Annotated in this window: 23 protein-coding genes; 14 read left to right on the top strand and 9 right to left on the bottom strand. The window is 58.4% G+C overall.

Annotated elements, in window-relative coordinates; all coding sequences use genetic code 11:
* Positions 1-72 precede the first annotated feature (72 nt).
* Positions 73-1,143, top strand: a complete 1,071-nt coding sequence (locus AACH73_RS10175; protein ID WP_338734806.1) for a class I SAM-dependent methyltransferase — start codon at positions 73-75, stop codon at positions 1,141-1,143.
* Here AACH73_RS10175 and AACH73_RS10170 read toward each other — a convergent pair.
* From AACH73_RS10170 to rhmD, 6 genes are all read right to left on the bottom strand, one after another.
* Positions 1,140-1,697 (bottom strand): GNAT family N-acetyltransferase, encoded by a 558-nt coding sequence (locus AACH73_RS10170; protein ID WP_338734805.1) that lies wholly within the window; start codon positions 1,695-1,697, stop codon positions 1,140-1,142. The two genes, AACH73_RS10175 and AACH73_RS10170, sit on opposite strands and share 4 nt — an antisense overlap.
* Entirely contained in the window at positions 1,694-3,409 is a 1,716-nt protein-coding gene (locus AACH73_RS10165) for a hypothetical protein (RefSeq protein ID WP_338734804.1), read from the bottom strand. Before AACH73_RS10165 ends, AACH73_RS10170 begins: the two co-directional genes overlap by 4 nt.
* Before the next feature lie 115 nt (positions 3,410-3,524).
* Positions 3,525-4,430, bottom strand: a complete 906-nt coding sequence (locus tag AACH73_RS10160; protein ID WP_338734803.1) for an amidohydrolase family protein — start codon at positions 4,428-4,430, stop codon at positions 3,525-3,527.
* A 172-nt stretch (positions 4,431-4,602) separates the two neighbouring features.
* On the bottom strand, positions 4,603-5,349 hold the full coding sequence (locus AACH73_RS10155) for an SDR family NAD(P)-dependent oxidoreductase (protein ID WP_338734802.1): 747 nt from the start codon (positions 5,347-5,349) through the stop codon (positions 4,603-4,605).
* On the bottom strand, positions 5,349-6,221 hold the full coding sequence (locus AACH73_RS10150; RefSeq protein WP_338734801.1) for a fumarylacetoacetate hydrolase family protein: 873 nt from the start codon (positions 6,219-6,221) through the stop codon (positions 5,349-5,351). The genes AACH73_RS10155 and AACH73_RS10150 overlap by 1 nt, the downstream gene beginning before the upstream one ends.
* Before the next feature lie 107 nt (positions 6,222-6,328).
* Entirely contained in the window at positions 6,329-7,525 is a 1,197-nt protein-coding gene (gene rhmD, locus AACH73_RS10145; protein WP_272739487.1) for an L-rhamnonate dehydratase, read from the bottom strand.
* A 191-nt stretch (positions 7,526-7,716) separates the two neighbouring features.
* Here rhmD and AACH73_RS10140 point away from each other — a divergent pair, with 191 nt between their 5' ends.
* The 4 genes from AACH73_RS10140 (at position 7,717) to kduD (ending at position 10,905) form a co-directional block, all read left to right on the top strand.
* Positions 7,717-7,998, top strand: a complete 282-nt coding sequence (locus tag AACH73_RS10140; RefSeq protein WP_338734800.1) for a helix-turn-helix domain-containing protein — start codon at positions 7,717-7,719, stop codon at positions 7,996-7,998.
* Positions 7,999-8,151: 153 nt separating this feature from the next.
* Entirely contained in the window at positions 8,152-8,931 is a 780-nt protein-coding gene (locus tag AACH73_RS10135; protein WP_272739484.1) for an SDR family NAD(P)-dependent oxidoreductase, read from the top strand.
* A gap of 167 nt (positions 8,932-9,098) precedes the next feature.
* Positions 9,099-9,962 carry a 5-dehydro-4-deoxy-D-glucuronate isomerase gene (gene kduI / locus AACH73_RS10130; protein WP_338734799.1) on the top strand — a complete coding sequence of 288 codons (864 nt, stop codon included), beginning with the start codon at positions 9,099-9,101 and terminating at the stop codon, positions 9,960-9,962.
* Positions 9,963-10,149: 187 nt separating this feature from the next.
* A complete protein-coding gene (kduD, locus tag AACH73_RS10125; RefSeq protein WP_272739481.1) occupies positions 10,150-10,905 on the top strand; it encodes a 2-dehydro-3-deoxy-D-gluconate 5-dehydrogenase KduD in 756 nt (251 codons plus the stop codon).
* Positions 10,906-10,984: 79 nt separating this feature from the next.
* Here the strand turns inward: kduD and AACH73_RS10120 are convergent, their stop codons facing one another.
* Positions 10,985-11,623, bottom strand: a complete 639-nt coding sequence (locus tag AACH73_RS10120) for an RpiB/LacA/LacB family sugar-phosphate isomerase (RefSeq protein ID WP_338734798.1) — start codon at positions 11,621-11,623, stop codon at positions 10,985-10,987.
* Positions 11,624-11,882: 259 nt separating this feature from the next.
* Here AACH73_RS10120 and ugpC point away from each other — a divergent pair, with 259 nt between their 5' ends.
* The 9 genes from ugpC to AACH73_RS10075 all read left to right on the top strand — a co-directional run bounded on the left by ugpC (position 11,883) and on the right by AACH73_RS10075 (position 24,142).
* The gene (ugpC, locus tag AACH73_RS10115) at positions 11,883-13,016 is read left to right on the top strand and encodes a sn-glycerol-3-phosphate ABC transporter ATP-binding protein UgpC (protein WP_338735730.1); all 1,134 of its coding nucleotides are present in this window, start codon (positions 11,883-11,885) and stop codon (positions 13,014-13,016) included.
* On the top strand, positions 13,009-13,908 hold the full coding sequence (locus AACH73_RS10110; protein WP_338734797.1) for a sugar ABC transporter permease: 900 nt from the start codon (positions 13,009-13,011) through the stop codon (positions 13,906-13,908). The genes ugpC and AACH73_RS10110 overlap by 8 nt, the downstream gene beginning before the upstream one ends.
* A 1-nt stretch (position 13,909) precedes the next feature.
* Positions 13,910-14,788 carry a carbohydrate ABC transporter permease gene (locus tag AACH73_RS10105; RefSeq protein WP_272739477.1) on the top strand — a complete coding sequence of 293 codons (879 nt, stop codon included), beginning with the start codon at positions 13,910-13,912 and terminating at the stop codon, positions 14,786-14,788.
* Between the two features lie 3 nt (positions 14,789-14,791).
* Complete coding sequence (locus AACH73_RS10100; RefSeq protein WP_338734796.1) at positions 14,792-16,093, top strand: ABC transporter substrate-binding protein; 1,302 nt, start codon at positions 14,792-14,794, stop codon at positions 16,091-16,093.
* Positions 16,090-17,628: a glycoside hydrolase family 28 protein gene (locus tag AACH73_RS10095; protein ID WP_338734795.1), complete on the top strand. Its 1,539-nt coding sequence runs from the start codon at positions 16,090-16,092 to the stop codon at positions 17,626-17,628. Before AACH73_RS10100 ends, AACH73_RS10095 begins: the two co-directional genes overlap by 4 nt.
* Positions 17,616-18,794: a glycoside hydrolase family 88 protein gene (locus AACH73_RS10090; RefSeq protein ID WP_338734794.1), complete on the top strand. Its 1,179-nt coding sequence runs from the start codon at positions 17,616-17,618 to the stop codon at positions 18,792-18,794. The genes AACH73_RS10095 and AACH73_RS10090 overlap by 13 nt, the downstream gene beginning before the upstream one ends.
* Complete coding sequence (locus tag AACH73_RS10085; RefSeq protein ID WP_338734793.1) at positions 18,791-19,633, top strand: 2-keto-4-pentenoate hydratase; 843 nt, start codon at positions 18,791-18,793, stop codon at positions 19,631-19,633. The genes AACH73_RS10090 and AACH73_RS10085 overlap by 4 nt, the downstream gene beginning before the upstream one ends.
* A 339-nt stretch (positions 19,634-19,972) precedes the next feature.
* On the top strand, positions 19,973-22,921 hold the full coding sequence (locus AACH73_RS10080; protein ID WP_338734792.1) for a TonB-dependent receptor: 2,949 nt from the start codon (positions 19,973-19,975) through the stop codon (positions 22,919-22,921).
* 201 nt (positions 22,922-23,122) lie between these two features.
* Positions 23,123-24,142 carry a sugar kinase gene (locus AACH73_RS10075; protein WP_338734791.1) on the top strand — a complete coding sequence of 340 codons (1,020 nt, stop codon included), beginning with the start codon at positions 23,123-23,125 and terminating at the stop codon, positions 24,140-24,142.
* Here the strand turns inward: AACH73_RS10075 and AACH73_RS10070 are convergent.
* Together AACH73_RS10070 and AACH73_RS10065 are read right to left on the bottom strand one after the other, a co-directional pair.
* On the bottom strand, positions 24,132-24,539 hold the full coding sequence (locus AACH73_RS10070) for a response regulator (RefSeq protein WP_338734789.1): 408 nt from the start codon (positions 24,537-24,539) through the stop codon (positions 24,132-24,134). The two genes, AACH73_RS10075 and AACH73_RS10070, sit on opposite strands and share 11 nt — an antisense overlap.
* A gap of 62 nt (positions 24,540-24,601) precedes the next feature.
* Positions 24,602-26,533, bottom strand: a complete 1,932-nt coding sequence (locus AACH73_RS10065; protein ID WP_338734788.1) for a M1 family metallopeptidase — start codon at positions 26,531-26,533, stop codon at positions 24,602-24,604.
* Positions 26,534-26,652 lie beyond the last annotated feature (119 nt).

Below are 26,652 nucleotides of genomic sequence, written 5' to 3'. Positions count from 1 at the left end.
CTACAGCATAAAGGCTGACCCTGACAGGCGCGCGGACACTGTGCCGCATGGGGTTGCGAACCGGAGAGGCCTATGACGGACACCCTGCTGATCTTTCCGTGCGGTATGCCTGAGTCGCTGAAGCAACGTGATCGCGCGCGCCTGCAAGGGCAGACCATCATCGGTGCGTCTTCGCTGGATTTCGACCCGGCGGCGACGGGTTATGATGTCTGGGAAAAGCTGCCCTATGTTCACGAAGACGGCTTTATGGACGCCTTTGTCGATCTGCTGGACCGACATGGAATCGGCACGGTTTTCGCCCCGCATGATGTTATCGGCTCGGTCCTGACGGCACGGTTGCCGACCTTGCGTCCAGCCGTACGCCTGCTCAATAACTTTCCATGGAAGTCGGCTGAACTGGATTACGAAGTGCTGCACCGCCGCGGTGCGGAAATCGAAGCGGCTTGCGACTGGCTGCCGACGGGGCCTGGCACGCGTCCGCGTCTTGCCGGTGCCCATCTGAACGGTACGCTACGTCTGGTCGATTCGATCAGCGGTATGTGCGACAACGACAAGATCGCCGCCTTGATCGAGGTATTCCGCGACGTGCCTGAAGGCGACATCGTCGAGATCGGTTCGTGGTGGGGGCGTTCGGCGGCCTTGCTCCTGCTTTTGTCGCGGCATTACGGATTGGGGCCTGTACTCTGTCTTGATCCGTGGTCGGAAGAAGGCATGTCGCAGGGCGTCGAAGCGCTCGATAAGGTCAGTGCCTCTCTCAGCGTCGACCGCGCCTTTTCCATCTTCCGCTGCAATATGGCACCGCTCAGTAACGGGAGGCTGAACTATATCCGCAAAGCTGCCCATGCTGCCGCTGAAGATTATCGGCCGGGCCTTCGCCTGAGTACTGATTTGGGCGAAACAGCCTATACCGGTGAGATCGCCCTGCTGCATATCGATGGCAACCACGTTTATGAGAACGTCGTGCTGGATGAAACCTTGTGGACGCCGCACGTGCGGTCGGGGGGCTATATCGTGTTCGACGACTACGTCTGGCCCTTCGGCGACGGGCCGCAGCGGGTGGGTGATGCCTATCTTGCGGCTCATGCCGATCGCATCGCCCATAGCTTCGTGATGGGCACCTCGCTATTCATCAAGCTGGCTTAAAGGAAGTTGAAACGCTGGCGATTTTCCTTCCAGTCTTCGCGGGTTTGCGCCCACAGATCTACCACCGAGTCGACATAGGGCGCAGGCAGCGTGACCGGTCCTTCGCACCGTGAACCCAACCGTGTGGCCAACCGCTTAGACTCCTCATTGCGAGCATCTATGGTGTGGACGATGCGATTGAGCGATAGTCGCGTAAATGCGAATTCGGCCGCCATCGCCGTGGCTTCCAGCGCCAGTCCCCTTCCCCACCACTGCGGCAACAGGCCCCAGCCGATCTCGACTCCGGGCCAGTCATAGGGGCGTATGGGGCCGCCGCGGCCTATCCATTGGCCTGAGGCCTTGTCGATGATGCTAAACATGGCGAAGCCGTCCATCTGCCACAGCCCGGCCATGTAGCGCATCGAGCGCCAGGCAATGGCCGGTCCTGCCGGCCCGCCGAGATAGGTCATGACGCGCGCATCCGCATGGAAGGCCTTGAAGCCTTCGAAATCTTCGGCGATGGGCGGGCGCAGGATCAGGCGGGGACTTTCCAGCACGCATTCATGCCCGCTCATGGGTGAAGCGCTTGCAATGTCTTGTCTTTGACTGATCCGTCTTCGACTTTTGCTGTTGTCGTTTCGACCATTTGACGGAAGACGCTTTCCAGCTTGCGCGTGAAACCGGCCTCGTCACGCAGGGCGGAGGCTTCGAAGCCGGAGCGGGTGCGGGCGCGGACCTCGCTCAGAGCGTCTATATTGTTCGCCAGTGCGACGGCTCGAGCCACATAATCGTCCCAGCTTTTGGCGACCAGGTCGTGCAGACCGGACACCGCCACCACCTGAATACCGATGCGGGAATAGAAGGTGTCGCCGGCCAGAGTCAAAACGGGGACGCCGTTGGCCATCGCGTCGCAACTGGTCGTACCCCCTGGACAAGGGGAGGGATCGAGCATCAGGTCGACTTTTCGAAAGGCTTCCGCGTATTCAATGCCTTTCGAGTGCCCTTCAAAGAGAAGTCGCTCACCGTCAATCCCGTGCGCCGCAAAGCGGGCACGAAATTGCCGCTGAACGAGGGGGTCAATGAAGTAGTTATACTTCATCAGAAGCACAGACCCTGGAACCGCGCACAGAATCGCGGACCAGGCCTCGATCGTCTGTGCACTGATCTTGGCCGGGTGATTGAAAGAGGCAAAGGTCACAAAGCCATTTGCAAGGGCCGGCGGCGGCACATCCGGCAAACGCTGCATGGTGGGACGATAGGGTATGGTGATATCCCCCATCGACCACACAGTCTCGGTGAAGAGATCCTGAGTGCCAGCTGCAGCCATTGAATCAGAGTGCAGGACGTAGTCCATCTGCGTCAGCCCTGTCGTCTGCACAAAGTTAATCCACGCGATCTGCACAGGCGCCGCACGGCGTGCAAAAATCCCAATCCGGCTGCCTACAGTATGACCCCAGGTGTCGATCAGAATGTCGGGCGCATCCTTGCGGATGAGCGCGGTAGCCGCTTCGTCATCCATGTCACCGATCGAGACCATCCGCTCGCAGGGCAAGGGCGCTTCCGCGCTCGCGTCGGCGGTATAGAGTGTTACCTCGACCTTGGTGGGGTCGTGGTTTTTGAGGATCGGCAAGATAAACTGGTGAAGCTGGGTGCGCGAGAAATTTGGCGCGACATAGCCTATCTTCAGGCGCCGCCCCTCAAGCGGAGGGGGTGTCAGGTGGATTGGATTTTCCACATAGGCAAACCGGCTCGCCCAGGCGCGCGCCTCAGAGGCGTAGCGGGTGACGCCGTCTGGGACGTAGAAGAGGGAATAAAGGTAGAATTGGGCTATCCAGGCCAGCGGATAGGCGGTGAACGCGGCGGCGAAGGCTTCGTTCGCCTCTAGCGTGCGCCCCTGATGCTGCAGGGACAGGCCATAGCGTGAGAGCATGGTCGGTGTGCGAACCCCAAGGTCGCGGGCGCGCTGCCCAAAGACGGAGGCAAGCCCGACATAATGACTGGCATAACAGGTTTCAAAGAGCTGCTCGTCATAAGCCCCGTCAGTGTCAAAGCGGGCAAGATCGACCTCGATGTCGGGCATCAGCTCGAGACCGTGTAAAAGTGTCGCCGTATCCAAAGCTGTGCGCGCCGTCTCACCATCGCCCGCGCAAAGGGCCGCGCTATATAGCCAGTACCAGGCCTCAAATGAATGCGGGTTTTCGTCCGTCAGCGTGCGAAAGCTCTGTAACGCCGAAAAACCGTCCTGATACGACAGCGCTGCCTTGCCCTGATTGAACAGGTACGTCACCCGCTCCAGAACGGCGGGATCTACAGTACTCATTTGGGGCCTCCACCCGCGAAGGGTCTATCCCTGCAAGGTTAGGCCGCGCCGGTGAAGGAACTGTTAACCATGTTATGGCGGCTCAGAGGGCCATGTTGAGGCGATAAAGGTGGTTGGCATTGCCGGCAAACATGGCACGGCGCTCGTCTTCCGAGAAGGCCTTCGTCACGTCGTCAAACGACGTCATTATCGTTTTGTAGTCGGAAAAGAGTTTATCGGTTGGCACATCTGAGGCAAACATCACGCGGTCTGTACCGAAGATATCGATGACGCTCAGAACAAGGGGGCGGATCGTGTCTGTTGTCCAGTGGCGATTGGAAAATCCCATCCCGGAGATCTTTACAGAGACATGGGGCACGTCGGCCAAAGCCTTAAGCCCCTTCGTCCAGCGCTCCAGATAGCCGTCGCCATCATTTACAGGCATGCCGGCGTGGTTGAGCATGACCGGAATGTCGGGGTGCCTGGCCGCCAGTGCCGCGGCGGTGGCCATCTGGTTTTCGTAGATTTGCAGATCGAACGATAACCCGTACCTGGCAAGCTTTGCATAGCCCGCGCGCCACTGCGGGTCTTCCAGGAGATTGGCAGGTGTGTAACTGAAATAAGGGTTCGAGTGCCAGTTCAGGATATGGCGTATGCCCCGTACAGCCGAATGTTGCGAATGGGCGTCTAGAAGGGCTTCAACCTTCGCGTCGTTGAGACCGGCAAAGGCGACAATAGCCGTAGGCAGACCGGTCTGTTCGTGCAGCTTCTGCAGCCACTCGGTCTCGGCGAGGGCATCATCCGGGTGGGCACCCGCATCAATATGAACGGTCCCGCGCACGTCAAAACCGGCGGCATCGGCTCTATAGTGTGAAGGCAGATAGGTTGAGGCTATTGCCTGCGTCGAGCCATTGACCCCCGTATCGTCAAAGGGCGCACTGAGCCATGCGTAGCGCAGATGATCGAGATCCCAAAGATGGATATGGGCGTCGATAAAGGGAAGAGTCATTGGCCTCTCCTGTGTGTCTCAGCGCGGGCAAAACTGGGGGGAGGTGGCAGGTTTTCGCCTGAAGGTGCTGTCCTCAACGAAGGGGGAGGCCTTAAGGCCTCTTCACCTTCGTCATTGACTAAGCCTTTCCGAGGCCGTTTCAGCCACCTCTCGCCCGGTCTGCAGAGGTTTATCAGAACGTCGTGCGACCACCCGATGTGTCAAACACTGAGGCGGTCGTGAAGGAGCACTCTTCAGAAGCCATGAAACAGACCATGGCCGCCGATTCATCGACAATGCCCAGACGCCCCATTGGGATTTTTGAGCGCATATAATCGACCTGGCTTTGCGGCAGTTGCGCCAGAATGGGCGACTCAAACGTGGCCGGGGTCAGGGCGTTGACGATGACGCCCTTGGTGGCCAGTTCCTTGCCGAGGCTCTTGGTGAAGCCGATCACGCCCGCCTTGGAGGCCGAATAGGCCGAGGCGTTGGGATTGCCTTCCTTGCCGGCGACCGAAGCGACATTGACGATGCGGCCATAGCCGTTTTCGAGCATGAAGGGGATGATCTCACGGTTGCAGTAGAAGAGACCATTCAGATTGATGTCCATGACCTTCAGCCAAGACTCGACCGGGAACTCCCACACCGGCACGGTGGCGCCCGTGATGCCCGCCGAAGCGACCAGAATGTCGATCTTGCCTAAGATCTCGGCCGACTTTTCAGCCGCGGCCGAAACCTCTTCGAGCTTCGAAACGTCCAGAGCCACAAAACCGGCCGCGCCGATCTCCGTGGCGGTGGCTTCTAACATCTCGGCATTCAGGTCCCACAGGACGACCTTGCCTCCTTCAGCAATGATGCGTTTCGCAGCGGCCTTGCCCAAACCCCCGGCGGCACCGGTGATGACGGCGCAGCGATCATTAAAACGTCCAGCGTAATTCATTAGCCGATGATCTCCTGATGTTCGAGCGAGAAGGGCACGACGGTCTGGCGCTGTTCGCCGAGGCCGGTAATGCCGAGGTGCATGGTGTCGCCCGCATTGAGATAGATGGGGTTCGGCTTCTTGCCTTCGCCGACGCCCGGCGGCGTACCGGTGATGACCAGATCGCCCGGTTGCAGGGTGATGAAGCGTGAGATGTAGCTGATGCAGTGGGCGACGTTGAAGATCAGGGTCTTCGTATTGCCGGTCTGCATGCGCTCGCCATTGACGTTGAGGAACATGTCGAGATTGTGCACGTCGCCAATCTCTTCCGGCGTCACCAGCCACGGGCCGGTCGGGCAGAAGGTATCGCAGCCCTTGCCCTTCACCCACTGCGTGCCCCGCTCCTTCTGGAAGGCGCGCTCGGAAATGTCATTGACCAGCACATAACCCGCAACGTGGCTGAGCGCGTCGGCTTCCTCGACATAGCGGCAGGTCTTGCCGATGATCAGGCCGAGTTCGACTTCCCAGTCCATCTTGGTCGCATCGCGCGGCTTCATCACCTCGTCATTAGGGCCAGTGAGCGAGGTCACGGCCTTGGTGAAGAAGATGGGCTCCGGCGGCACGGGCAGGTTCGATTCGGCGGCGTGGTCGGCATAGTTGAGGCCCACCGCAATGATCTTGCCGATCTTGTTGACCGGCACGCCATAACGCACGTCGCCTTCGACGACGGGCAGGGCCGAGACGTCGGTGGCCTTAAGGCCCGAAAGCTTGGACAGACGCACCTCTTCGGGGGTGATGTCGGCGACGACCGATGACAGATCATGTAGTTTGCCGTCAGCGTCGATCACGCCGGGCTTTTCCTGACCCTTGGGGCCAAAACGAACGAGTTTCATAAAGCTTTCCTCAAAAATAAAGCCAGATCGAAGCGACGAGCCGTCTCTGGCTTTGATCTGACGATATGGACCACCCCTGAAGGCAAGGCCTTCAGGGGTGAGTTTCATTAATGTTCGTAGGGGCGATAGAGCTTCACTTCGGGGTTCAGGTCCACCCCAAAGCCCGGCTTATCGAGTGCCGTGACCTTCAGGCGGCCCTTGTCCGGGATCGGCTCATTGAGCAGCTGCGGATGGAACATGGGGGCCACGTGATCGGCCTTCGGCGCCATCATCAGGAACTCGGCAAACGGCGAGTTGTGACGCGTAATGACGAAGTGATAGCTATAGACCGAGGACCCATGCGGCACGACCAGCGCGCCGTGCGCATCGGCCAGGGCCGAGATCTTTAAAAGCTCGGTCACACCACCGCACCAGCCCACATCCGGCTGGATGATGTCGCAGCAGCCCATTTCCAGAAGCATCTTAAAGCCCCATCGGGTCGATTCGTGCTCACCCGTGGTGACCAGCATGCCGGCGGGGACGTTCTTCTTTAGTTGCTGATAGCCCCAGTAGTCGTCCGGATTGATCGCTTCCTCGATCCACTTCAGACCGTACTCATGGCACTTGTGCGCGAGCTTCGTTGCGTAGTTGACGTCGAGCGCCATCCAGCAATCGTACATCAGCCAGAAGTCTTCGCCGACGCGCGAACGCATATCGGCGATCAGCTCGACATTCTTTTTAAGGCCTTCGTCGCCTTCGATGGGGCCGTGATAGAGCGGCAGCTTGCCACCGATAAAGCCCATCTCCTTGGCAAGGTCCGGGCGCGCGCCGGTCGCATAGAATTGCAGTTCGTCGCGCACCGCGCCGCCCAGCATGTGATAGACCGGCTCCTGACGCAGCTTGCCCATCAGGTCCCACAAGGCCAGATCGACGCCGGAAATGGCGTTCACAACAATCCCCTTACGGCCATAGTATTGTGAGCCGAAATACATCTGATCCCAGATGCGCTCATACTCAAACGGATTGCGGCCTTCGAGGAAGCGGGCAAAGTGCTTTTCGACCATATAGCAGGCGGGCTCACCGCCGGTCGTCACCGCAAAGCCGACCGTGCCGTCGTCGGCTTCGATTTCAACGACCAGCGTGCCCAGCACATTGATGCCGAAGCTTTTGCGGCTCTGGCGATATTCCGGATAGCGCCCCATCGAGGTCGCAATGTGATTGTCGATCCAGTGGCCTTCGCCCTGATCGTGGTAATCGGCGCCGCCGCCGCCCTCGCCACCTTTAATGACGTATGCGCGCACCTGCTTGATCTTGGGGTAACCCATAATTGAAGCCTTTTTAACCCTGCGTGTCGAATCCGGTTCCACGAGGCCCGAAAATGATCGGTTCATGGTGAAAATGCTCAATAATGAGCATAAATGCGATTGCCAATCTATTTATTCCAATATATGAAATTAAGCCAAGGCTTATCAAGCAAAAAACGTCACGCTTGAACGCAGAAACGTCGAAACCGGGCATGAACGCAAACACCACGCCAACCGAAACCAAGGGCGACAAGCGCGGCGGTAGCCAGACTCTTGTCCGCGGGCTGATGATCGTTGAGGCGGTGGCGTCTGGACGGGGGAGTTTGAGCGAGATCGCTGAAACGGCAGGTCTTGCGCGCTCTACCGCTTACCGTCTCGCCTCGACCCTCGTCGAGCAGGGCTATCTGAGCGTTGCGCCGCGAGACAATAGTGGCGGGGGTTACCGGCTGGGCCCCAAATTTATCCGTCTGTCGCAACAGGCGATCAATTCATAAGGCGGGTGCGATCAAAAGACCGCACCTTCGCACAAGGGTTTTGGAGAGTTGCGCCGATTACGGGAAGCGTGGTGCCCACCTTCTCAGATCGCGCTCGAAACGGAAGGAAACGGGGGGCGTTTCACGCTTCCGGTCAGAAAGAAGAGACAGAAGATGTTGCTCAAAGACAAGGTGCTGCTGGTCACCGGCGGTTCAAAGGGAATAGGTCGCGCCATTGCCGTTCAGGCGGCGCGCCAGGGGGCTAAGGTCGGCATCAACTATGCGGGCGACGAATCCGCGGCAGAGTCTGCGGTGAAGGAAATCCGCGCGCTCGGGGGCGAAGCCTTTGCCTTGCGGGGCGACGTTGCTGATCCTGCCTCGGCGCCGGCCTTCGTCAATGCCGCCGTTGAGGCCTATGGCCGCATCGACACCTTCGTCAACAATGCGGGGATCTGCCCCTTCCACGGCTTCCTCGATATGCCCGTAGACGTGGTCGATCGTACCATCAAGGTCAACCTGAATGGCGCCTACTATATGTGTCAGGCCGCCGCTAACCAGATGGTCAGCCAGGGTAAGAAGGCCAACGGGTTTGCAGGCTCCATTGTCGCCGTCTCCTCCATCTCGGCCCTCGTCGGCGGTGAGTTTCAGACCCATTACACGCCGACCAAGGCCGGTGTTTTGTCCCTGATGCAGTCGACCGCGATTGCGCTTGGCAAGCACGGCATCCGCTGCAATGCCGTCTTACCAGGCACCATACTGACCGACATCAATAAGGACGATCTGGCTGACGAAAAGAAGCGCAGCTACATGGAAGGTCGCATTCCGCTCGGCCGTCTGGGCCAGCCTGAAGATCTGGCGGGTCCCGTCATCTTCCTCGCTTGCGAAGAAATGGCCGGATATGTGACGGGCGCCTCCCTTCTGGTCGACGGCGGGGCCTTCGTCAATCTGCAGTAAAATCCTTGACAGAAAAGGAAGGAAACCGGTTTCCTTCCTTTTCATTTGCCGCTATATGAAGTCTCATTATGTGGCGAAGCATCCCGTAAACCGGGATTTCGTCGCGCAGGGAAAAGCCGCGCCGCTGCCTTGGGTCGGGGCTGATATAGAAAACCGGAGCCGCCACCATGTGCCAGACATCGCTTTACGCAAAGATCTATCACGCCACCCACCCGGATATGATGGCCTATGCCGATACGGATGATCTGCGTGACAAGTATCTGATGCAGGGCCTGTTCGCAGCGGACGCGGTGGTCCTCAACTATACGCATTTCGAGCGCTTTGTGGTGGGCGGTGTCGCTCCGGTCGCGCAGAGCCTGCGCCTGCCAGACCAGACTGAGCCGGCGTCAGCGGCCGGTCATCCCTTTCTGGAGCGCCGCGAGCTTGGTGTTATCAACGTCGGCAGCGGCGCAGGTGTCGTGAGTGTTGATGGCGTGAGCTATGAGCTCGGCCAGAAAGACGGCCTCTATATTCCCATGGGTACAAGGGAAGTGGTGTTTTCGTCGAACGATACGCAGTCTCCAGCCCTCTACTACCTGACCTCGACGCCTGCCCATGCCCGCTACGAGACGGTGAAGATCTCGATAGATCAGGCTGTGCCGCTGGAGCGGGGGTCGCTTGAGCAGTCAAACCAGCGCGTCATCTATCAATATATCGTGCCGACCACGGCGAAATCCTGCCAGCTCTTGCTGGGCCTGACCATTCTGGCGCCCGGTTCGGTATGGAACACCATGCCCCCGCACCTGCACGATCGCCGCTCAGAGGTCTATTTCTACTTCGACCTCGGTGAAAACGACCGGGTCTTCCACTTTATGGGGCAACCGGACGCCGCGCGCCATATCGTCATCCAGAATAATGAGGCCGTCGTGTCTCCGCCCTGGTCGATCCACATGGGGGCAGGCACCTCCAACTACGCCTTTATCTGGGCCATGGGCGGTGAAAACCTCGACTACACGGACATGAACGTGCTGGACATCTGCCAGCTGGCCTGACCGCGTCCTCGCCTTTCCGGGTCATGCCTGAACCCTGGCCGGCCAAGGCCCTGGTGAGGTGAAACCACGGTTTCCACGGGGCTTTGCTGCGACCGAAGCATCGAAGTCCCTCAGGCGGGAGACCCCGCCACCTTCCTCGTTCATGTTCGTGATGAGGGAGATAGATTTAGACTGAAGGGAGATATTCATGAGCCATCCATTTGATTTGACCGGCAAGGTTGCGCTTGTCACCGGTGCCAATACGGGTCTGGGGCAGGGCATCGCGCTGGCTCTGGCCGAAGCCGGTGCGGACATCGCGGCCGCAGGCATCGTGCCGGCCGATGAAACCGCTGAGAAGGTCAAGGCTCTGGGCCGCAAGTTCGTCAACATCGACGCGAACCTCGGCACGCTTGAGCCTATCGAACGGGTCGTAAAGACCGCGCTCGGGGAGCTGGGCGGCCTGCATATCCTGGTCAACAATGCCGGCCTGATCCGCCGCGCCGATGCCGTCGACTTCTCAGAAAAAGACTGGGACGATGTCATGAACGTGAACATTAAGGGTGCCTTCTTTATGGCGCAGGCCGTCGGCCGCCACTTCATCGCTCAGGGCTATGGCAAGATCATCAACATCGCCTCGATGTTGTCCTTCCAGGGCGGCATCCGCGTTCCGTCCTATACGGCATCAAAGTCCGGTATTGCCGGTATCACCCGCCTTCTGGCCAACGAATGGGCGGGCAAGGGCATCACGGTAAACGCGATCGCGCCTGGCTATATGGCGACTGACAATACCGCCCAGCTGCGCGCCGATGCCGAGCGCAACAAGGCCATTCTTGACCGCATTCCGGCGGGCCGCTGGGGTGAGCCGTCTGACCTCGGAGGCGCCGCCGTCTTCCTCGCCGCACCGGCGTCAGACTATGTGAACGGCGCCATCATCCCGGTGGATGGGGGCTGGCTGGCGCGTTAAGCCCCGCTTACTGCCCTTAAATAAAAAACCCCTTCCGTTTGCACGGAAGGGGTTTTTTTTAAGGCGCCGCCAATCCGGCTTAGCCAACAATGCCCTTGATATAGGCCTTGATGTCTTCGTCCTGCGCATTGGCAAAGAAATATTCCGAGAACTTTTCACCGGCGACGGCGGCTTTCAGGAGGTCCTGATCGACGCTCTTCAGAACCGTCAGCATGTCCTTGCAGGACGCTGCCTTCAGATCCTTCAGAATGCCACGGTTCTTCGCCATGATCTGCGCGCGCTCCTTGGGATAGCCCAGACCGCGCTCCCCGTCGAAGAGCTTACGATAGACGTCCTGCAGGTTCAGTTCGGCCGCCCAGCCAAAGCCCTTGGCATAGGGCATGGAGATGGCATTGCCGTCATTGATCTGACCAAAAAGGAAGGCATCGGTCGGGTCGATGACGAGGCCACAGAAGACGCCGGGCATCGCGTTACAGGCGAGCATCGCCCCCATACCCGTGCCGCAACCGGTGACCACGAAATCCGCAGCCTTCGAATTCAGAAGAATGCCGGCCAGAAGACCGTTCATGACGTAGGTCAGCGAGGCCTGGTCGTCGGCGCTATACATACCGTAGTTAAAGACCGTGTGGCCGAGCGGCTCCGCAACCGTCTTCAGCGCGTCGAAAATGATGCCGTTCTTAGCCGCCTGGCTGTTTTCGTTGATCAGAGCGATCTTCATAAGGGTGTCCTGCGTGATGTTGCGTGAATGTGCGCGTGAGTGCTTCAATAGCGGTCTATATCCCTCGCAGCAAGCTGCTAAGCGAAGAGGGACCTAAAAAGCGAGCTTTGGTTCCAGGCCTCGTTGATTTATCCGGCGGGTGTCCCGCCGATAGCAGGAAATTCCGCTCGATGCATAATCGCCGTTGAAAATGACACCGGTTTCCCTTACACAGGTGGGTAATCAAAAACAAGCAGAACAAAAGTGGGGAAACGTGTCGATTGACAGTGTCAGACTTACGGATGTGCGCAAGACGTTCAATGGCCATGAGGTTATAAAGGGCGTCTCGCTGGAGGTCAAAAAAGGCGAGCTGGTGGTCTTCGTGGGGCCGTCGGGCTGCGGGAAATCGACCCTGCTGCGCCTGATTGCGGGCCTTGAGACCCCCACCTCGGGTCAGATTGATATATCCGGGCGCGATGTAACCTATGCGCACCCCTCAAAGCGCGGCGTGGCAATGGTCTTTCAGTCCTACGCCCTCTACCCGCATATGACGGTCTTCGATAACATTGCCTTCGCCCTTAAGATTCAGGGCCTGCCAAAGGACGAGATCACGCATAAGGTCAATGCCGCGGCCGAAACGCTGCAACTGACTCACCTCCTAAAGCGGCGCCCAAAGGCGTTGTCCGGCGGTCAGCGTCAGCGCGTTGCCATCGGCCGCGCCATTGTGCGTGAGCCCGACGTCTTTTTGTTCGACGAACCTCTCTCCAATCTCGATGCGGCGCTGCGCGGTCAGATGCGCGTAGAGATCGCGCGCCTTCATACCAAACTCAATGCGACCTCAGTCTATGTGACCCATGATCAGGTCGAGGCGATGACGCTTGCCGACAAGATCGTTGTGCTCAACGCCGGGCGGATCGAACAGGTGGGCTCACCCCTTGACCTCTACCGCAAGCCCGCAAACCTGTTTGTAGCGGGCTTCATCGGATCGCCCCGTATGAATACCCTCAAAGCCAGGGTCAGGGATGTGTCCGCAGATGCGGTGAAGCTTGATCTGCCTCAGACCATCTTGTCCGTCCCGCGTCAAGGCGCTGAGGTGCCCCAGGGCGCCAGCGTCACCTTCGGGGTCCGACCTGAAAACCTTCATCTGGCGACTGAAGACGAGGACGCCCACCTCAATGGCTATGTGGTCTTAATTGAGCGTCTTGGCGGGGAAACCTTCGCCTATGTCGCCTTGAAAGACCAAGAAGGCGATCCCCTGATCATGAAGCTTGATGGGGAGGTTTCTTTGCATAATCACCAGGCGGTGGGGCTAAAGATCGACCTTAACCGTGCGCATGTTTTCTCTGAAGACGGTCAGGCAATCGGCGTGTCTCCGGATTTTGCTCATCAGACAGACGGGTCCGTCCATGTATAGCAATAAATGGATCGGCAGCCTTTATGTCACCCCGTTTGTGATTGGCTTTCTGCTTTTTACGGCGTTTCCGTTTGTCGCCTCATTCCTCCTGAGCCTGACCGACGCCCGCCTTCAGGACCAGCTGGGGGCCGCCAACTTTGTCGGCCTGTCAAACTACTCAGAAATGGCCACTGACTCGACCTTTCGCCAGTCACTGGGCGTGACGTTCGCCTACGTCTTTATCACCGTACCACTGAAGCTCGCCTTTGCCCTGTTCATCGCCGTGGTGCTGAATTTTAAGCTCAAAGGCATAGGCCTTTTTCGTACCGCCTTTTATCTTCCCTCGATCCTCGGCGGCAGCGTCGCTGTTGCCGTTGTCTGGCGCTTCGTCTTCGCCGGCGATGGACTTCTCAATCAGGCCCTTTCAGGCATCGGTATCGGGAGCGTGAACTGGCTGGGCGAGCCCACCACGGCCATGTTCTCGATCGTTCTCCTGCGTCTTTGGCAGTTTGGCTCGGCCATGGTCGTGTTTCTGGCTGGACTGAAGGCCATCCCCGAAGACCTCTATGAAGCCGCTGATCTCGATGGTGCGTCGCGCCTCAAGCAGTTCTTCCTGATCACCCTGCCTCTTCTGACGCCGGTTTTGTTCTTCAACTTCATTATGCAGATTGTGCAGGCCTTTCAGGAGTTCAACGGTCCCTACATCATCACGGCCGGCGGGCCGCTTAAATCGAGCTATCTCCTGCCGTTGATGATCTACGAGGAAGCCTTCAAATACTTCAATCTCGGCTATTCCTCCGCCCTGTCCTGGGTGCTGTTCATCATCATCGCGCTCTTTACGGCAGTGGCCTTCTGGTCGCAAAAGCACTGGGTCTTTTATGCGCAGGACCGCGATGACAAGGGAGGGCACTGAGATGGCGTCTTCGCTTAATCCTGTCGATCATGGCTGGCGCAAACACCTGCCGCTGGTCAATGCGTTCGTACGCTACGGCCTGCTAATTCTGGTGGGCTTCCTTATGATCTATCCTCTCTTGTGGATGATTGGGGGGGCGTTCAAAAACAACGCGGAAATCTTCTCTTCCGTTGGCTTTATTCCAAAAGCTCCGACAACGGACGGTTTCATCAATGGCTGGAAGACTTCGACCGAGTACTCCTTTGCCACCTACCTCCTCAACACCATGAAGATCGTGGTGCCGAAGGTCATCGTCACGGTTATTTCGTCAGTGATCGTTGCCTATGGATTTGCGCGCTTTGCCATACCCGGCCGCAAATGGCTTTTCGCCCTTTTGATGGCCACGGTCTTGTTGCCGAAGTCAGTGCTGTTGATACCGCAATACCTGATGTTCCGCGAATTTGGCTGGCTTGATACCTACCTGCCCCTTTATGCGCCTCAGGCCTTTGCCACAGAGGGCTTCTTCGTCTTCATGATCATCCAGTTCATGCGCTCGCTGCCGCTCGATATGGAAGAGGCGGCCGTGATGGATGGCTGCAATTCGTTTCAGGTCCTGACCCTGATCGTCTGTCCGGTCATTCTCCCCGCCATTATTTCGGTCGCCCTTTTTCAGTTTATGTGGTCGATGAACGACTTTCTTCAGCCGCTGATCTACCTGTCTTCGGTCGAAAAATATCCGGTGGCTCTGGCACTGAAGATGTCGATTGATGTCACCGAAGCGACCTCGTGGAACGAGATCCTGGCGATGTCCACCATCGCACTCGCCCCGTCGCTGATCCTGTTCTTTGTGGCGCAGAAATACTTCGTTGAAGGCGTCACGTCCGGTGCGGTGAAGGGGTAGGATATGAACGCTTACAGACTTCACCGCCGTTTCATTCTTCTGGGCGCCTCTGCCGCGGCGCTTTCCGCCTGTTCGAAACCGCGCCCCGCCCCAACGTCAGGGCGCGAGCTCCGTATGAGCTGGTGGGGCGGATCGTCCGCGCACAAGGCCACGCTTGAGGCCTTGCGCCTCTTCGAAGAGAAGCATGGTATCCGCGTGCGGGGCGAATATACGGGCTTTGCCGGGCATCTGGAACGTCTGACGACCCAGATCGCCGGGGGCACGGCACCGGATGTAATGCAGATTAACTGGTACTGGCAGACCCTGTTTTCCCGCGACGGCACGGGATTTTACGATCTGAGCAAACTCAGGGACAAGCTCGATCTCAGCCAGTTTGATGCCCGCACGCTTAGCATGGGCACCAATAAGGGCGTGCTGAACGCCATTGCCGTGTCGAACGCCGCGCGCCTCTTTTATCTCAACCAGACCACCTATCAGAAGGCGGGCCTCAGCTTGCCCACGACCTGGGACGAGTTGTTTGCGCGCGGGCCGCAGTTTAAGACGAGGCTCGGTCAGGGTTATTATCCGCTGGATGGTCTCTTTCTGGAGTTCATCGCCCTGGCGCGCACCTATGTGGTCCAGGGTACGGGTAAGCCTCTGATTAATGCCGAGACGAAATCGCTCAACTGTACGCGGGCCGACATGCACGACTTTGCGGGTCTTTACGCCCGCATGACGCGCGACCACGTCTGGCCCAGCGCGCGGGTGCGCGCCTCCTATGGCAATGTGGCGCAGCAGGAGATGCGACCGTGGATCAATGGCCAGTTCGCCGGAACCTTCCAATGGAACAGCTCGATCGACAAATATAGCGATACGCTGGCCGCAAAACAGACACTGGCGCTGGCACCCTATCTGCTGCGGCCGGGGGCGAAGGACGCCGGAATGATGTATCGTCCCGCCATGATGTTCGCGGTCAACGCCAAAACGCCGTATCCGGACGAATCCGCGTTATTGATCGAGTTTCTGCTGAATGACCCCGACGGCATCCGCACCATGGGGTTGAAGCGCGGTGTGCCGGTGTCCAAAGCGGCGCGCTCCCTGCTCAACAAGGAAGGGCTGATCACGCCCATCCAGCAGCAAAGCGAGGCGCAGCTCGCCTCTGCACAAATCAACGTGGTGGAAAGCCCCTGGTTCGAGCACCCGCGGGTGCGCGACGGCTTTCAGGATATTCTGGAGGCGATGGGCTATGGCCGACTGAGCGAACGCGAGGCTGGCGATCGCCTCTACGACGACATCAACGCCATCCTGCACCGCGTCGTGCGATGACGCGGTTGTGTTGCCTCGCCGTCCTGCCCACAGCTCTCTGCCTTGAGCTTGATGAGGCCGGCATCTTCGCCGCCGATGCCGCGCGCGACATCTTTGTAAACGAACGTCTCGCCCTGCAGACAGACAGAAATGTCTTTTCGCTTTATGACCTGAAACCGGACAGCGTCTATGAGGTCCGCGTGGGGAGCGAGCGACTGGTGGTCCGTACCGCCGCCTGCAAAGCCGTGCTCGATCCGCGGGCCTTCGGTGCCAAAGGGGATGGCATTAGCGACGATACTTCCGCTCTCCAGGCGGCCCTTTCGGCCTGCCCGCCAGGTGGCCTCGTGCGCATATCCGCCGGTCGGTACCTCACCGCACCCCTGTTCCTTAAGAGCGATATAGCGGTCGAGCTGGGTGAGGGTGCAGAACTCCTTGGTCATCGCGAGATCTCACGCTGGCCTGTATTGCCGGGTCTACTGCCTGATAGCGACGGGGTTGACCGTACGTGTCTGGGGTCCTGGGAGGGCGAGGCTGAGCCCTGTCATGCCGCGCTCCTAAATTTCCTCTTCGTCCACAATGTGCAGCTTTACGGGCGAGGCATGGTCGATGGTCAGGCGGGTTTTGACACATGGTGGGCAAGGCCCAAGGCGCGCTTTACAGGCTGGCGCCCTCGTCTCGTCTTTATGGTCGAATGCGAGCAGGTCATACTTCAGGGTATAACCCTGAAAAACAGTCCATCCTGGACCGTCCATCCCTTGTTTTCGCGCGGCCTGACCTTCGCTGACCTCTCTATTGAAGCTCCGTCAGACAGCCCCAATACGGATGGCCTCAATCCGGAAAGCAGCACGGATATTGTCATCAGTGGCGTCGACTTTTCCGTGGGCGACGATTGCATCGCTTTAAAGTCCGGGAAAATCAGCATGGCCAGGCGAAACGTGCGTCCGACACGGCGTGTTCGCATTTCCAACTGTCGGATGAAGGACGGCCATGGGGCCGTGGTCATCGGATCGGAGATGGCGTGCGGTATCTATGACGTCACCGTACAGAACTGTCTGTTTATAAACACCGACCGGGGTATACGGCTTAAAACGCGCCGCGGCCGTGGCCGCGACGCCGTGGTCAGAGGTCTTGACTGTCGCCATCTGCGCATGGAAGGCGTTGGGACTGCGTTTGTGATCAACAGCTTCTACTGGTGCGATCCGGATGGAAAAACGGACTGTGTGGCCGATCGCAACCCACGCCCGGTTGATGACGGTACGCCCTCTATCGGCGACATCCATCTGAGCCATATCGACGCCACAGGTGTACGCCATGCCGGGCTCTATGTGCTGGGCCTACCGGAGCAGCCGGTGGAGGGCCTGACGCTCGACCATATCCGTCTGCGCTTCGACACGGACGCGCAGCCCGGTGAACCTGATATGGCGGCCTCGATTGCGCCCGTGGCGAGACTGGGCGGCCTGATCGCCAACGTCAAAAACCTGTATACCCACATGCTCGACATAGAGGGCCAGAAGGGCGAAACCCTCACTCTGGAAAACGTCACATGCTTGACCTGAAACACAATATCCCCGTCGATGTCAGCATCGCACCGACACAGCGCGCGTTCGATCTGTCGCCGCAGACTTCCGCGTCTCTGGCGCGCTTTGGCGATGCCGTCCCCGCCTTCATCACCGGCTATTTCCGCACCTGGGAACCCTATCGCCCGCACTGGAACTATGAAGACGGCGTGGTCTGGAAGGGGGCCCTTGACCTCTATCAGGTGACGCAGGATCGTGTGTTTCTCGACTATATCCTGACCGAGATGCAGAGCCGTGTCCTGTCCGACGGCGCCATGCCGACTTTCCATCCGCAGGAATATAATATCGACAATGTTAATGGCGGGAAGATTCTGTTTCCGCTTTACGCCATTACGGGCGAGCCCCGCTTTCGCACGGCGATGGATGTGCAGTTTGCTCAGCTTAAAAACCATCCGCGCACACAGTCCGGCAACTACTGGCATAAGCAAATTTATCCGCATCAGGTGTGGCTGGACGGCCTCTTTATGGCGCAGCCCTTCCAGGCCGAATACGCCCGCATCACGCAGGATGAAGGCCTGTTTGCCGATACGGTGGCGCAGTTTCGCTTTGTCGATCAGACCCTGCAGATAGACAATGGCCTTTATGCGCACGGCTGGGACGAAAGCCGGTCTGAGCGATGGGCCGATAAACAGACTGGTCTGTCTTTAAATGTCTGGGGTCGGGCCATGGGCTGGTGGATCGGGGCGCTGGTCGATGTCTATGAGGCGTCCGAAGGGTTCAGCGAGGCCCTGCGCGCCGACATTGCCGACATCACCCGCCGCACGCTTGAGGCGTTGTTGAAGTTCCGGTCGGAAAACGGCCTGTGGTATCAGGTCGTCGATCAGGGCGCGCGCGAAGGCAATTACGAGGAGGCCTCGGCCTCCTTGATGGTGGCCTATGGCCTGATGAAGGCGGCGCGTCTGGACATCATGCCGCAAAGTGCAGGCCGCACCGGCGTCGAGTCGCTGAGAGCCGTCTGTGCGCGCTTTGTGACGCCTGGCGCGCTAAACGGTGTTTGTGGCGTAGCTGGCCTTGGCAATGTGCCTTATCGCGACGGCTCTTACGCCTACTACCTCTCCGAAAAAATCACCCCCAATGATCCTAAGGGCGTGGGGGCCCTGATGTGGGCCCTGTCCGAAGGGATACGTACAAAGGACACCCAATGAGCCTCAAAGAGATTGCCCAGAACCTTGTCTCCGCCCGCCGTTCGGCCCGTGCGCTCAGCGATTATCCGGGCCAGATTCCGGCTGGCTTAAGTGACTCCTACGCCATTCAGGAAGAGGCGATCAGACTTTGGGATCGGCCGGTCGTCGGCTGGAAGATCGGGCGCCTGGCGCCGGAACGTCAGGCCGAACACGGCACTGAGCGTCTGGCCGGTCCCATCTTTGAGACCGTCTTTAAACCCTCCGAAGGCGAGGTCGAAATCCCGGTCTTTGAAAACGGTTTTGCGGCGGTTGAGGCTGAGTTTGTCTTCCGTATCGGCGTCGATGCTGAGCCGGGTAAGACCGACTATACCGAGGTCGAGGCTCTGCGTCTGATCGACGCCCTGTTTGCCGGGATTGAGATGGCGGGCTCGCCCTTGCCGACGATAAACAAGCTGGGGCCGACCGTGGTGGCGTCCGATTTTGGCAATAATTTCGGGCTTATTCTGGGAGCGAAGCTCGCGAGTTTCGATGAAACGAGCTCGCCCGAAGACCTGAGCGAGGTGGTTGTGAAGGGCTATGGCGCGACCACAAGGATCGACGGCGAGATTGTGGGGGAGGGCGGCCTTTTCACCATGCCTGGCGGACCTCTTAAGGCCATAGGGTGGCTCGCCGGACATCTGGCCGCGCGCGGACGGCCGCTCAAAAAGGGCCAGTTGATCTCGTCAGGTGCGACGACCGGCATTCATGACATCCTTCCTGGACAAACCTCGGTCGTCTCCTATGAAGGCCCTCATCACGCGGCCGCCGAAATTCATCTGAAGACCGTCGCCCTGACCGAGAACCGACCGGAAATCGGCTGATAAGATTGCAACGGACCGGCAGGGCGGGGCTCTCCTCAGCGCCCCGGTGTCTTCGTTCAGCCTTTCTTAAAAGACAATGCCCACACTCGGGCTAAGCGCCGCAAGAGCGCTCGTCGATCGGGAGGAAGACCTATGGCAGATTTGTCACCCTTTTAATCAACCTGAAGGAAGCCGCTTGTCTTTTAGACACGGTTGTGTCTAGCTAAGACCACTGACACCGGTTACCATGCGTTTGTGACACCGGTATCATTTCAACACTAAAAATGCCCGCTTAAGGGCGTCCATTGCCTGAGTATCGCGCCGTCAGAGCACGCACCGGGCTGAACGGGGAGTTACAAGATGAAAACAAAGTCAATTAACAGCCGAACTGCGTCTGCGATCGCCTGGTATGGCGTCTCCGCTCTGGCCCTTATGGCCACGGGTGCAATGGCGCAGGAAGCCGCGCCTAGCGCTCAGGACGAGGTGGATACCGTTGTCGTTACGGGTTTCCGCAACAGTCTTCAGACTTCAATCAGTGAAAAGAAGAAGTCGAACGACATCGTCGATGTCATCAAGGCAGACGATATCGCGCAGTTTCCGGACTTAAACCTCGCAGAATCGCTACAGCGCGTTCCGGGCGTGGCCATTGACCGCGACGGCGGGGAAGGGCGCTCGATCACCGTTCGGGGTCTGAACTCTGAATTTACCCGCGTGCGTCTCAATGACCTGGAAGCCCTGGCTACTGCCGGCGGTAAGGATGTGTCCGGCGGCGCTAACCGGGGTCGCGGCTTTGACTTCAACGTCTTTGCCGCCGAGCTCTTCAACTCGCTCACCGTCCGTAAGTCCATCTCCGCAGAAGTCGAAGAGGGATCTCTTGGCGCCGTTGTTGATCTGCGCACTGCCCGCCCGTTTGATTATAAGGGCTTTACCATGGCCGGCTCCGGCCAGCTCGGCTACAACGACCTGTCAAAGGACACCTCGCCTCGCGGCACCTTCCTGATCTCAAATCGCTGGGCCGATGGTAAGCTCGGTGCGCTTTTGTCGATTGCCTACGGCGAGCGTCTTGCCGTCGAAGAAGGGCCTAACACCACGCGTTGGGAGAACTCGTCGTCGCCCGGCACCGCCGGTCGCTTTGGTGGATATTCGACCAACGGCGGTACGAGCTTCACCTCGATTGCCCAGTCTGGCACTCTGACTGACCCCGAAGCCATTAAGCTCACAAACGCGCTTCACCCGCGCATCCCGCGTTACGCGCGTCTTGAAACCGACCAGAAGCGCCTTGGGATCACCGGCTCCTTCCAGATGCGCCCGTTTGAAGGCACGCTGATTACGCTCGACGGTCTCTTGGCCGAATTTTCCGCTAACCGCGACGAGTGGGAAGTCGAAGCCATTTCTTTCAGCCGCTCGGGTGCGGGCCTGCCGCGCACGCAGGTTTATGACTACACCATAGATAACGAAGGCACGCTCGTTAAGGCCAAGTTTAACAATGTCGATATTCGCTCGGAACATCGCTTTGACGAACTGAAGACGACCTTCTCCCAGCTGAACCTGACCTGGGATCAGAACATCACCGACAAGCTCAAGATGCGTCTGTTGGTGGGGGCGTCAAATTCGCTTCAGGACAACCCTGAGCAAACCACCTTCACCTTTGATGCCTATGATGTTCAGGGCTATTCGTACGACTTTACCAATATGAAGGCACCTGTCTTCAACTACGGCAGTTCAAATGGCGCTAACCTCGATCAGGCCGCTTACTGGTCTTATGCGCCGAACGCCCTGGCGACCCCAACTGCGGCCGAAGGTGGCTCCACGGGCAGCCGTGGCGATGCCTCTCTCATCCGCATCCGTCCCCAAAGCGTCGAAAACAAATTCAATACGACCAAAATCGACTTTAACTATGAGCTGAACGATATCTTTACGGTAAAGTTTGGCGGGTCGAGCAAGCACTATGACTTCACCAGCACTGAATATGGTCGTTACACAACAGCCGTTCAAACGCGCGATGAAGCGGCCAACCGCGTCAATGCGACAACGGGTCAAGCGACCGGGCTCGTCAATGCCGTGCAGGCAAACCTTGCCAGCTATGCCCAGACCGTCAGCGTCGGTGGCAACACCTACCTGATACCAAACCTCGACAAGTTCCGCAGCGATTTCAATTACGACTGTCGGTGCGTGAACCAGTATGGGGTCTTTACGGTTAACAACACCAACTCATCGTCACGGGCCAATAACCGCCTGGCCAAAGAAGATGACACAACGGCCTATGTCCAGGTTGATTTCTCAACGGCTATCGGTTCGATGCCGTTCCGTGGGAACATCGGCGTGCGTAAGGCGGACACAAAGCAATGGGTGGCCGGTTATATCGGCCGAGGGACGAGCTCGGTTTACACGCAAATCGAGCGCAGCTACTCTGACACGCTGCCGTCGATCAATGTGAGCCTGTCGCCGTTTGAGAACTTCTTCATTCGCGCCGCCGCCTCCAAAGCCATGGCGCGCCCGACGCTTGCTAGCCTGTCGCCGGGAGGCTCCATCACGACCTCGTCGCAAACCTTTACTACGGGTAATCCCTACCTTGATCCCTATCGCGCCAATACGAAGGACCTGAGCTTCGAATGGTACGCTGATCGAGACACGCTGATCAGCCTTGGTCTGTTCCAGAAGGATATCAAAAACTACATCCAAACGCTGACCAAGCAGGTCCCGTTCCAGGAGCTGGGTTTTGATCTGAGCCTGCTTGATGGAACAGGGCAGACAGGGTCAACCCTCTACACCGTCACCCAACCCATCAACACGCCAGGTGGCAAGCTCACTGGGTATGAGCTGAACGTGCAGCTGCCGTTCAAGTTTCTCCCGGGCTTCCTCCAGCACACGGGCGGTATCTTCAACTACACGCACGTTGAGTCAAAGATCGACTACGTCGTCGCTTCGAGCCTGACATCTACGACCTACCGTCGCGAGAACCTTCTCGGGCTGTCGCCGGAGTCCTGGAACGTCACCCTTTATTATGAAGATGACAAGCTGTCCGGGCGTGTCGCTACGGCTTACAGGGCAGGTTATCTAAACCAGCTCAATCCGGGTTCGGGCGCAGACTTTGTGGGCAAGAACGAGACACTGAACGTCGACACGCAAATCACCTACAAGATCAATAAGAACTTTACGGTGGTGCTCGAAGGCATCAACCTCACCGACGAGTACGACGATCGATACATTGCCTACAACACAGCTCAGGGCAACACCGCAAGCAATCTGCTTCAGGACTATTCTCACCCGGGACGCCAGTACTATATGGGCTTCCGTTATAAGTACTGAGCGGCCGGCTGAGCCCATTTGAATGAGCGTAAACTTTAGCTTCCGCACTGTGGGCGCCGGTCATCCGGCGCCCTTTTTTTGAAGCGCATGTATCTGTCTCCCACGACCCAAACCGGGCATAGGGCCAAAAACCGCTTCACAGTTTTGAGGATGGGCTCTAAAGCCTTCTCTACAATCAGAAAAAGCCAACGGAAGACTGCCATGACCAAAGCCTTTACCTGTTTCGGGGAACTGCTGATCCGTCTGTCCACCGCCGGACGAGATCCGCTCTATACCCTGCCGGAACTGACCCCCTATGTGGGGGGGGCGGAAGCCAATGTCGCGGTCGGGCTCGCGCGCCTTGGTCATCCGACGCGTATGATCAGCGTGGTGCCAGATAACGATCTGGGACAGGCTGCAGCGGGGCAGCTTCGCTATTTCGGCGTTGATGCCACGCGCGTCACGACCGCCCCGGGGCGCATGGGCCTCTATTTTCTCACGACCGGCGGCATTCACCGCCCTTCAGACATCCTGTATGACCGCGCTGGCTCGGCCTTTGCCACCGCAGATTTCTCGGCGTTTGACTGGGCGCAGTTGCTCGAGGGCTCGCAATGGCTGCACGTCTCCGGCGTCACGGCGGCATTGGGCCATAATGCCTTTCAGGGCGCGTTGAAGGCCACGCAGGTGGCGCGCACGCTCGGTATCAAGGTATCGTTTGACTGCAATTATCGCCCAAAACTCTGGGAGGCCTGGGGCGGCGATGCGCCCAGCCTGATCCCGCAACTGATGGCGCAGGCCGACCTCATCTTCGGTGGCTACCGCGATATCGAACTGGTGTTCAAGACGACCTTTGCTGGTGAGGCGGGCAGCCATGCCCGCAGCCGCGCCGCTGCTGACCACGCCTTCAGCGCCTTCCCCGACCTGAAGCGTCTTATCTGTACGCGACGTGAACAGATTAATGTCGATCACAATCGTCTGGCCGGTCTGATGTACACCCCAAAGGAAACCCTGGAGACCGAGACCTATGACATTGCGCGCATCATCGACCGCATCGGCGGCGGTGATGCCTTCGCAGCCGGTGTGCTGCACGGCATTCTGAGCGGCAGGAGCGACCAGGACGCCCTGAATTACGGCATTGCCGGGGGCTGCCTCAAGCACGCCATGCCGGGGGATTTTGCGCTGGCCACCGTCGCGGAGCTTGACGCCTTCCTCAGCAATGACGGGTTTGACGTCAGGCGCTGATACGCCACGACGATCCGGGATTTCTTCGGGTGGCTTCAGCCACGGCCTCGATCAGGCGATCAGGATCGACGGGCTTCAGTACGCGCTGGGTCACCCCAAGCGCTGCCCATTCTCTGTGGTTGTCTTCGGTGCCGGTTACCGCGATAACCGGCGTGTCACGATTGGGGCCATCTGCCTGACGCAAAGCCGCCGTTGTCTCAAGTCCGTTGAGGCCGGGCATAATCATGTCCATGAGGATCAGATCGACCCTCTGGATCGCCGCGATCTCAAGGGCCTGATTGCCATTGGCAGCCATTACCGCCCGCCAGCCGAGAGGTTGCAGGAACAGAGAGGCCAGCCGGCGATTGACCTCGTGGTCATCAACAATCAGGACGGTGCGAGCTTCGGGTAACGACATGGTACGTGTACGGAAATAAACAAATCTCCGTACACTTTAGAGGAAAAACCTTAAGGAGGGTTCTACTTCACAATCTCATCTACGGTCGCGCGCGTCACCGAGTGATAGAGGGGGCGAGCCTTAGCATAAACACGCTTGGCCATATCAACACCCCAGCCCTTTTGGGCCATCAGCGCCGTATAGAGCGGGCTTATGAATTTGCGTCGGCCCTGTGCGGTCAGGAAGGCTTCAAGGGCGGGCAGGGCTGGTTCATAACGATGATCAATTGCCAGTTTCAGCCAGGCAAACAAAATCTCCGCATTGTGCGAGGTCGTAAAGCTGAAGGCCGCGTCAAGGTCCTTCATCTGCTCCGTCGTAAGCGTCTGTGGCAGGGATTCGAGGAAATGCTGCCATTGCTGCGTTACCCAGCCTTCCGTCATCAGTGACTTGGCCGCAGTCCCCTTGGTGAAGGCGTCCACCTGCGCCTCGACCTTAGCAAAGGCCTCCGATTGCGGTTTGATAGCATTGGAAGGCAGGCCGGGCTTATAGAGCCATTCGTTTAGCTTCAGACGATCTTCTGCCCCCGGATCACCTTTCAAGAGGGTCTCACGAAGGTCTTCGACAAAGCCGGCTGTCGTCATGCTCTTAAAGGCATAGCGTGTGAAATAGCCTTTAAGCCAGGCATCAAACTTTTTGCGACCATAGGTCTGCTCAAGTAAGGTTAAAAGAGCGGCCCCCTTCTCGTAGGGGATTTCCGAGAACCCGTCATCGGGATCGCGTCCCTTAAGGTCGGTATGCAGTTGGGTGAGCCCGGGCTCCTTTATGCGCGCGAGTTCCGCCTGAAGGCTCGAATAGCCGAGACTTTGCAGCATGAGGGCGCGGTCCTTGCCGTACATCTCCTCCATGATGCGGTTCTCAAAATAAACCGTGAAACCTTCATTGAGCCAGAAGTCATCCCAGGTGGCATTGGTGACGAGGTTGCCAGACCAGGAATGCGCCAGTTCATGGGCAATCAGTGATACCAGCGATTTGTCACCGGCCAGAATGGTCGGGGTGGCAAAAGTCAGGCGCGGATTTTCCATGCCGCCGAAGGGGAAGGATGGCGGAAGCACCAGAACATCATAGCGACCCCAGCGATAGGGGCCGTAGAGCTTCTCGGCAGCGGCGACAAACTTTTCCAGATCCTCAAGCTCGCTCGCCGCGCGCGCAACGGTCGCCTTCTCAGCGTAAACGCCCGTGCGATCGCCGGTCGGGCGAAATCCAATATCGCCGATCGCCAGCGCAATCAGATAAGGCGCAATGGCCTGATCCATCTTAAAGCGGAAAGCACGCAGGCTGGCGTTACCGGGTACGGCCTCGCCATCCGGGGTCAGCATCTCAGCGCTCATAACGGCTTTAAGTGGGCTAGGCACACGGATGATCGCGTTATAGGTCTGGCGTACCATCGGCGAATCCTGCGTCGGAATCCACGTGCGTGTCAGGATGGATTGCCCCTGAGACAGGAGGAAGGGGTACTTCTTGCCCTCCGTTTGCGATGGATCGAGCCACTGCAGGGCCTGTGTGTTCGCAGTGGTCTTATACTTCACCACCACCTTCTGCGCGCCTTGCGGCAGTTCGATGGTTAGTGGCGCCCCTAAGATGGGGTTGGCCGCGCCGAGCGAATATTTAAGAGGCTCTCCCGAAGCATCTGTGACGCCCTCAATATCGAGGGCCTTGACATCCAGTATGACCTGTTTGGCCGTTGGTGCGGTTTCAAGCGTCAATGCCGCGGTGCCTTTAAGAACCTTAGCGCGGAAATCGGCCGTGAGGTCGAGATCGACGTGGCGAACGCGCGCCACATTGGGTTCGGCGTAGGAGTGGACATCCTTAGCGCTTCTGACAAGGGCGAGGGGGGCTGAATCCTCAGATGCAGCCTCTACCTTCGGCTCGCACCCGGTCAGAAAGGTCGTGCCCATCAAGGCCGCCATCAGGCCGATCGTCGTGCGCCGATCCGGCGCAAAACCCTTAGTCCGCATGTCCCAACTCCATATGACAGTACCCCCTGAAAACGTTTCAGGGGGTACCATAAAGTCGATTTAAAGCGGAAATGCGCCGCCTTAACAATGATAAAGTGTCAGGTGCGACGGGTGCATCG

Origin of the sequence: Asticcacaulis sp. DW145, assembly GCF_037101385.1 — a bacterium.
GTDB lineage: Bacteria > Pseudomonadota > Alphaproteobacteria > Caulobacterales > Caulobacteraceae > Asticcacaulis > Asticcacaulis currens.
Note: the sequence above shows the minus strand (reverse complement) of the source record. Positions and strands in the feature narration are given on the sequence as shown.

Excerpts from the sequence above, each read along its gene's own strand:
- AACH73_RS10090 (WP_338734794.1), top strand. The coding sequence starts at position 17,616 with ATGCTTGACCTGAAACACAATATCCCCGTCGATGTCAGCATCGCACCG.
- AACH73_RS10075 (WP_338734791.1), top strand. The coding sequence starts at position 23,123 with ATGACCAAAGCCTTTACCTGTTTCGGGGAACTGCTGATCCGTCTGTCC.
- rhmD (WP_272739487.1), bottom strand. The coding sequence starts at position 7,525 with ATGGGTTACCCCAAGATCAAGCAGGTGCGCGCATACGTCATTAAAGGT.
- AACH73_RS10100 (WP_338734796.1), top strand. The coding sequence starts at position 14,792 with ATGAACGCTTACAGACTTCACCGCCGTTTCATTCTTCTGGGCGCCTCT.
- AACH73_RS10120 (WP_338734798.1), bottom strand. The coding sequence starts at position 11,623 with ATGAAGATCGCTCTGATCAACGAAAACAGCCAGGCGGCTAAGAACGGC.
- kduI (WP_338734799.1), top strand. The coding sequence starts at position 9,099 with ATGTGCCAGACATCGCTTTACGCAAAGATCTATCACGCCACCCACCCG.
- AACH73_RS10085 (WP_338734793.1), top strand. The coding sequence starts at position 18,791 with ATGAGCCTCAAAGAGATTGCCCAGAACCTTGTCTCCGCCCGCCGTTCG.
- kduD (WP_272739481.1), top strand. The coding sequence starts at position 10,150 with ATGAGCCATCCATTTGATTTGACCGGCAAGGTTGCGCTTGTCACCGGT.
- AACH73_RS10155 (WP_338734802.1), bottom strand. The coding sequence starts at position 5,349 with ATGAATTACGCTGGACGTTTTAATGATCGCTGCGCCGTCATCACCGGT.
- AACH73_RS10070 (WP_338734789.1), bottom strand. The coding sequence starts at position 24,539 with ATGTCGTTACCCGAAGCTCGCACCGTCCTGATTGTTGATGACCACGAG.
- AACH73_RS10080 (WP_338734792.1), top strand. The coding sequence starts at position 19,973 with ATGAAAACAAAGTCAATTAACAGCCGAACTGCGTCTGCGATCGCCTGG.
- AACH73_RS10140 (WP_338734800.1), top strand. The coding sequence starts at position 7,717 with ATGAACGCAAACACCACGCCAACCGAAACCAAGGGCGACAAGCGCGGC.
- AACH73_RS10150 (WP_338734801.1), bottom strand. The coding sequence starts at position 6,221 with ATGAAACTCGTTCGTTTTGGCCCCAAGGGTCAGGAAAAGCCCGGCGTG.
- AACH73_RS10170 (WP_338734805.1), bottom strand. The coding sequence starts at position 1,697 with ATGAGCGGGCATGAATGCGTGCTGGAAAGTCCCCGCCTGATCCTGCGC.
- AACH73_RS10135 (WP_272739484.1), top strand. The coding sequence starts at position 8,152 with ATGTTGCTCAAAGACAAGGTGCTGCTGGTCACCGGCGGTTCAAAGGGA.
- AACH73_RS10110 (WP_338734797.1), top strand. The coding sequence starts at position 13,009 with ATGTATAGCAATAAATGGATCGGCAGCCTTTATGTCACCCCGTTTGTG.
- AACH73_RS10160 (WP_338734803.1), bottom strand. The coding sequence starts at position 4,430 with ATGACTCTTCCCTTTATCGACGCCCATATCCATCTTTGGGATCTCGAT.
- AACH73_RS10175 (WP_338734806.1), top strand. The coding sequence starts at position 73 with ATGACGGACACCCTGCTGATCTTTCCGTGCGGTATGCCTGAGTCGCTG.
- AACH73_RS10105 (WP_272739477.1), top strand. The coding sequence starts at position 13,910 with ATGGCGTCTTCGCTTAATCCTGTCGATCATGGCTGGCGCAAACACCTG.
- AACH73_RS10095 (WP_338734795.1), top strand. The coding sequence starts at position 16,090 with ATGACGCGGTTGTGTTGCCTCGCCGTCCTGCCCACAGCTCTCTGCCTT.
- AACH73_RS10065 (WP_338734788.1), bottom strand. The coding sequence starts at position 26,533 with ATGCGGACTAAGGGTTTTGCGCCGGATCGGCGCACGACGATCGGCCTG.